Here is a 6,112-nt window from a genome sequence, read left to right as displayed (position 1 = left end):
TCTGGCTGAATTGTGGTCTGTCTGTCGTTGCTGACGTTGGAATAGTCCGAATGGACGACAATGCCGGCCGATTGGCGACCGGCGACGCCGAGGGTCCCCGGCGCTCGTCGCTACCTGCCCCGAAGACATCGCCCGCGCTGCTTCACTGAACGGGTGAAAAAACTACTCCGCCGTCCCCTGGGCTGGGCCCTGGCCCTCCTGCTGACCGTGGCCCTGGCCGCCGGGCTGTGCTGGTTCCAGCCGTGGAAGCTGATCGTCGACACCGAGGTGCGCGAGGCGCTGCCGCAGGCCGACGCCGCCCCCACCCCCGACGCGGGGAACCAGCTCCTGGCGGCGGGGACCTTCATCACCCACGAGCACGAGACGACCGGGGAGGTCCGGGTCGTGCGCCTGGCCGACGGTCGTCGGCAGTTGCTCATCGCCGACCTCAGCACCTCGAACGGCCCGGACCTACGGGTGTGGCTCAGCGACCAGCCGGTCCGCCCGGGGGTCGCCGGCTGGCGGGTCTTCGACGACGGTGAATGGGTTGAGCTGGGAAAGCTCAAGGGCAACCGCGGCGACCAGATCTATCCGATTCCGCCGTCAGTCGACCTCGACGAGCTACCCAGCGTGTCGATCTGGTGCAGGCGGTTCTCGGTCTCCTTCGGCGCGGCGGCGCTGACCCCGCGCGGCGCGGGCTGACCGACCGCGACCGGCGGGCCGGCGGTCGACTGGTCGCCGTGGAAGCCCTGCCGTTGGTGACGGCCCCAGTCGTGGCGTCCGCCACGGACGGCGTCCCAGATGCCGCGCAGCTGCCACCAGGCCATGAGCTGCCGGTAGCCGAGATTCTCGATCACCGCCGCGACGAAACCCAGCCCCAGGTCCCGCCAGCGCGGGTAGCGGTGGAAGGACAGCTCCTCCAGCAACAGCGCGGCGAGACTGATGACGAACGCGTAGCCGTAGGCGACCAGCAGGAACCGCCAGGCGAAGTCGACATTGACCGCGCCGGCGTAGAGCCCGGCCGGCACGAGGACCACGGCCAGCAACTCGACAACCGGCGCCAACAGCTCGAACTGCAGGTACCAGGGCAGCGCCAACAGCCCGATCCGGCCGTACCGGGGATTGCCGATCATGCGTCGGTGCCGGACCAGGATCTCGGCCAGACCCCGGTGCCACCGTCGCCGCTGTTTGCCCAAAGCCGCCAAGGTCGACGGCGCCTCGCTCCAGGAGACCGGCTCGGAGACGAAGACCACCCGGTAGTCACCGCCGGTGGCGCTCAGGCGCCGGTGCAGACGCACGACCAGCTCGGCGTCCTCACCGATGCAGTCGCTGGCCATTCCGCCGGCCAGCACCACCAGATCCCGTCGGAACAGGCCGAACGCGCCGGAGATGACGACCAGACCGCCGAGCCGGGACCAGCCGGCCCGACCCATGAGGAAAGCGCGCAGGTACTCGATCACCTGGATTCGGGGCAGCCACTGCCGCGGCATGCCCACCTCGACGACCCGGCCGGCGACCACCCGGCATCCGTTGGCGATACGTACCACTCCCCCGGTGGCCGCCACCCGCACCGGGTCGTCAACGAACGGCTTGGCCACCGCGAGCAGCGCCCGCGGGTCCATGACCGAGTCGGCGTCGACCATGCACAACAACGGGAACCGGGCCATGTTGATGCCGACGTTCAGGGCGTCGGCCTTCCCGCCGTTGGCCTTGCTGACCACCAGCAGCCCGTCGGGATTGGTGGCCGAGACGTAAGTGGCACGGACCTGTCCGGTGTAGGCGACAGCGCTCGGGACCACCCGGGGGGTCGCTACCAGTTGGAACTGGTCGCGCAGCCGGTCGACGGTGTCGTCGGTGGAGCCGTCGTCCACCACGATGATCTCGAAAGTCGGGTATTCCAGGGCTGCGATAGCCTGCACCGCCGCGACGATCCCGGGGCCCTCGTTGTAGGCCGGCACGATGATCGAGATCGGGAAGGTCAGTGGGCTGCGCAGCATGTCGTCGGCCCCGGCGAACGGCGCCCGGCGCGCGTGCCGGCCGAACTCCTGAGCCGCCAGGACCAGTAACACCAGGTAGCTGGTGTTGATGGCCGCGAAGTAGAGCAGGAAGGCGTAGTCGGCCGCCCTGAGCAGCGACAGCAGGGTCTCCAAACGTCACACCTCCAGCGGCGACGGCCGGGCGGTCCGGGCGGGGTTGGCGAGGGCGGCCATGGCGAGCGCCTCGCGGGCGTGCGCGGCGGTCCATTCGGACGGTCCGGCTGCCGCGCCGGTCAGCTCGTTGAGTCCGGGGCCGCCCAGTCGGCGCAGCGCGCGGGCCGCGGCGTGCGCCACCTGGTAGATGGGATCGTTCAGCAGGGCGCCCAACGCCGGCGCGGCCGTTGGCGCGCCGAGCGCGCCGAGGGCTGTCGCCGCTGCCGCCCGCAGGTCCGGCGGCGACCGGGGCGCCAACGCCGCCACCAGCGGCTCCAGCCCCACCCGGGCGCCAAGTTCGCCCAGCGTGCGGGCGGCGGCGACCCGCACGGCCAGATCGGGGTCGGCGGCGATGACGCCGGCCACCGCCCGGCTGGGCCGCGGGTCGCCGAGCATCCCCATCGCCTGGACGGCGGTGAGCCGCTCGGTCGCGGCGGGCGCGGCCAGGGCGTCCATGAGCGCCGGGACGGCGTCCGGGCCAAGCTGGGTGAGCGACTGGGCGACCAGGTGCGCGGGAACAGAACGGTCGCCGGCCAGGGTGTCCAGCAGCGCCGGGGCGGCCCGCGGGTCGCCGACGTGGCCGAGCGCCCGGATCGCCACGACGACCACCTCGACATCGCGGTCGCGCAGCAGCCGCGCCAGGTCCGGCGCCGCCGGACCGTGCCGCAGCGCCCCGAGCAGCTCGGCGTGACGGGCCCGGACCACCGGGGAACGGGAGCGGGTCTGCCGGATCGCCTCCTCGGCGATACCCCGCCGGTCGAACACCTGCGCGAGCGCCTGGTACCCGTCGCCGCGCAGTTTTCCCAGCAGGGCCAGCGCGGCGGGCTCGATGTGTTGCCACTGCCGCTGCGGCATGGCTGCCAGGCGGTCGGCGCCGGACGCGTCCGGCTCGGCAGCGAAGGCCAGCAGCTCCCGCCGCGGGCCGGCGGCCAACCGGGCCTGGCGGCGCTCCCGACGTAGTCGCAGGAACCGGATCAGCGTCGTGGCCACGATGATGGCGACGGCCACGCCCGCCAGGACGATCACCGTGATGATGAGAGCATCGTTCACGGCGCCTCCGGCGCGCCGACCGCCGCCGGCTGGGTTTCGGCCGGCGTATGTGCCTGGTCCGGGACCCGCACCGTGACGATGGTGCCGCGATCGAGGGCTGACTCCACCGCGATGTGACCGCCGTGGCGCACGATGATGGTCCGCACGATCGGCAGGCCGAGGCCGGTGCCGGGGATGGCCCGCTCGATGGCGTTGCTGGCGCGGAAAAACCGGGTGAACAGCTCTGGCTGCTCGGCCTCGGGAATGCCGATGCCCGTGTCGGCGACCCGGACGAGGACGCCGTCGGCGTCGTGGCGGGCGAGGACGGTCACTTCCCCGCCGCCGGGAGTGAACTTCACCGCGTTGTTGAGCAGATTGACCAGCACCCGGTCGAACTGCGCCGGGTCGACGAAGGCCACCAGACCCGTCTCGATCTCGGCGTTGAGCTGGACGCCGTTCTCCTCGGCCGCCGGGAGCATCGCGGCGACCGCGGCGTCCACGAGCGGGCCGATGTCGCACGGGCTCCGATGGAGTCGGAGGGCGCCGGCCTCGATCCGGGACAGCACGAGCAGGTCCTCGATGAGCGACCGGAGCCGACTGGTGTTGCGTTCGATGACCGCGAGCATCCGGTCCTGGTCATCGCTGATCTCCCCGGCGTCGCCGTCGCGCAGCATCTCCAGGTAGCCGGAGATGCTGGTCAGCGGGGTCCGCAGCTCGTGCGAGACGGTCGACATGAAGTCGGTCTTCGCCTGGTCCAGCGCTTTGAGCCGGCGCACCAGCTCCTGCTCCTGCTCGAAGAGCTGGGCTTTGGCCAGGCCCCGACGAAAGCCGGCGACGAGACCCTCGGTCACCTGGACCTCGCCCTCGGTGAAGGCCGCCGCGGCGTCCGGTTCGGTTCGTACGACGGTCACCGTGCCGATGGCGGGCGTGTCCGGGTCGCGGAAGGCGATGACGAGCACGCTGTGCGCGCCGGCGGCGGTGAGCACGTCGGCCTGGCGGTCCGACAGCGGCGTGGGGCCCGGCTGGTCGGCGGCCCAGCCGAAGCTGCTGGTGTCGGTGTCGAAGAGGGCCAGTTCCAACGGCAGGTCCAGATAACGCCGCAACGCGTCGGAGGCGTCCGGGGCGGCGTCGGCGTCGCTCCAGAGGCAGTTCTGGCCGTCCGGCAGCCGGACCAGGACGTGCTCCGCGGCCAGCATCCGGCCGAGACCGGCCGCCGCGGCCTCGATCGCCGAGGCGACCGACATGTGCTGCCTGATATCGATGCCAACCTCCCGGGCGGCGCCGTCCAGACGGGTCCGCTCGGCCGCGGAGCGTCTGGCGCGGTCGTTGGTGTCGGCGAGTTCGTTGAGCGCCTGAACGACGGCACGGATCTCGACCAGGCCGCTGTTGTCGGGCGCGCGGACGCCGACCTCGCCGTGCCGGAGCCGGTCGAGCACGCGCACGATGTCCTGTAACGGAGCGTTGATCCGACTGAAGACCCGTACCGCCGTGAGCGCGGCGACGAGTGCCGCCGCGATGATGGTCAGCAGCGACGTGGTCAGCGTGACCGATCGGATCGTGGCCGCGCGGGCCCGTAGGCGGTCGGCGTCGGCTGCCAACCGGGCGTCCATCCGAGCGTTTGCCACGATCATCGGGGCGTAGAGCCGGCGGCCCCGTTCGGAGGTGACGAGCGCGGCGGCGCTGCGCGGCGCGGTCCGGGTCTGGACGAGGGCGTGGTCCCGCCACGCCTGGGCGGCCAGGTCCTGATCGTCGATGTCGGCCCGGTCGGCGTCGACGCGGGCCAGCTCCCGCATCCGGGCCACGGCGAGCGGCTGTTGCGCGGCGTGGCGGCGGTGTTCGGCCAGGAGGGCAGGATCTCCCAGCAGCAGGTAACCGCGCAGGGCGCTCTGGGCCTGGGACATCTCGTTGTGCAGTTGCTTGTTGGCCAGACGCAGCGGCACGACGCGTTCGGTGAGCAACTGGATCGACTGGTACTGCAGCGCGGACGCGGCGATGCCGGCGGCTCCGGCCGCCAGGATGAGGACCATCAGGGTGCCGAAGGCGCGGTTAAGCAACCGCTCGACGCTGGTGGTCCTCATCGCGCGGCGTTCGTCGCGGGCGCGGCCTTCATCGTGTGGCGTCCGCTCTCACGTGGGTCATCAGGGACGGGCCCGGGCGAGCAGGGCCTCCACGCGCGACACGAGCTCCCGCGGGCTGAAGGGCTTGGTCACGTAGTCGTCGGCGCCGGCGGAGAAACCGCCCTCGATGTCGTGCTCCTGCACCCGCGCCGTCAACAGGATGATCATCATGTCCTTGGTGCTCGGGTCGCCACGCAGCAGCCGGCAGACATCAACCCCCGACATTCCCGGCATGGCGATGTCGAGCACCGCCAGCCTGGGATGCTGCTCGCGGGCGACGGCCAGCGCGCTCTCTCCGTCCGCGACCGCGGTCACCTGGAAGTTGGCCTGTTCCAGTTTGAACGACACCAGGTCGCGGATGTCCGCGTCGTCGTCGGCGATAAGGACCGTGGTCACGTCATTTCCCTTCCGGACTGATCGACAGGTCGGCGAACACCTCCGCGACCGAGGCACGCTGGAAGGGCTTGGCCAGGATGGCGTCGGCGCCCAGCGCGATGAGGTCGTCGCGATCGAGAACCGAACAGACGACGATGGAGCAGTCGCTGGTCCGTTCGTCCGCCCGCAGCCGCCGGATGACTTCGCGGCCGTCGATATCGGGAAGATTGATGTCGACGATGACCACGTCGGGGACATCGGCGAGCGCCTTGGTCAGGCCGGCGCCGCCGGAGCTGGCCCGGCTGACCCGCATGCCGAGCCGGCTGATGTGCCGGGCGAGCAGGTCCAGCACGTCGGGCTCGTCCTCGATGACGAGGGCGTGGGTCGTGGTGTCGGGCACACCCGCCTCCGTTCCCCGGATGC

General features: G+C 71.6%; 6 protein-coding genes. 1 reads left to right on the top strand and 5 read right to left on the bottom strand.

Going from position 1 to position 6,112, the window contains the following annotated elements; all coding sequences use genetic code 11:
• The first annotated feature begins 153 nt into the window (after positions 1–153).
• The gene (locus tag ABD287_RS13550; protein WP_425565617.1) at positions 154–681 is read left to right on the top strand and encodes a DM13 domain-containing protein; all 528 of its coding nucleotides are present in this window, start codon (positions 154–156) and stop codon (positions 679–681) included.
• On the opposite strand, the gene ABD287_RS13545 is transcribed toward ABD287_RS13550, so the two are convergent.
• The 5 genes from ABD287_RS13545 to ABD287_RS13525 are packed head-to-tail and all read right to left on the bottom strand — an operon-like array spanning position 567 to position 6,089.
• The gene (locus ABD287_RS13545) at positions 567–2,129 is read right to left on the bottom strand and encodes a glycosyltransferase family 2 protein (protein ID WP_344172910.1); all 1,563 of its coding nucleotides are present in this window, start codon (positions 2,127–2,129) and stop codon (positions 567–569) included. The genes ABD287_RS13550 and ABD287_RS13545 overlap by 115 nt on opposite strands.
• A 3-nt stretch (positions 2,130–2,132) precedes the next feature.
• On the bottom strand, positions 2,133–3,218 hold the full coding sequence (locus ABD287_RS13540) for a HEAT repeat domain-containing protein (RefSeq protein WP_344172908.1): 1,086 nt from the start codon (positions 3,216–3,218) through the stop codon (positions 2,133–2,135).
• The gene (locus tag ABD287_RS13535) at positions 3,215–5,275 is read right to left on the bottom strand and encodes an ATP-binding protein (protein WP_344172906.1); all 2,061 of its coding nucleotides are present in this window, start codon (positions 5,273–5,275) and stop codon (positions 3,215–3,217) included. Before ABD287_RS13535 ends, ABD287_RS13540 begins: the two co-directional genes overlap by 4 nt.
• A 60-nt stretch (positions 5,276–5,335) precedes the next feature.
• The gene (locus tag ABD287_RS13530; protein WP_344172904.1) at positions 5,336–5,710 is read right to left on the bottom strand and encodes a response regulator; all 375 of its coding nucleotides are present in this window, start codon (positions 5,708–5,710) and stop codon (positions 5,336–5,338) included.
• Between the two features lies 1 nt (position 5,711).
• A complete protein-coding gene (locus ABD287_RS13525; protein ID WP_344172902.1) occupies positions 5,712–6,089 on the bottom strand; it encodes a response regulator in 378 nt (125 codons plus the stop codon).
• Positions 6,090–6,112 lie beyond the last annotated feature (23 nt).

Source organism: Pilimelia columellifera subsp. columellifera, from assembly GCF_039532605.1.
Classification (GTDB): domain Bacteria; phylum Actinomycetota; class Actinomycetes; order Mycobacteriales; family Micromonosporaceae; genus Pilimelia; species Pilimelia columellifera.
This window is presented reverse-complemented; position numbering and strand designations above follow the sequence as displayed.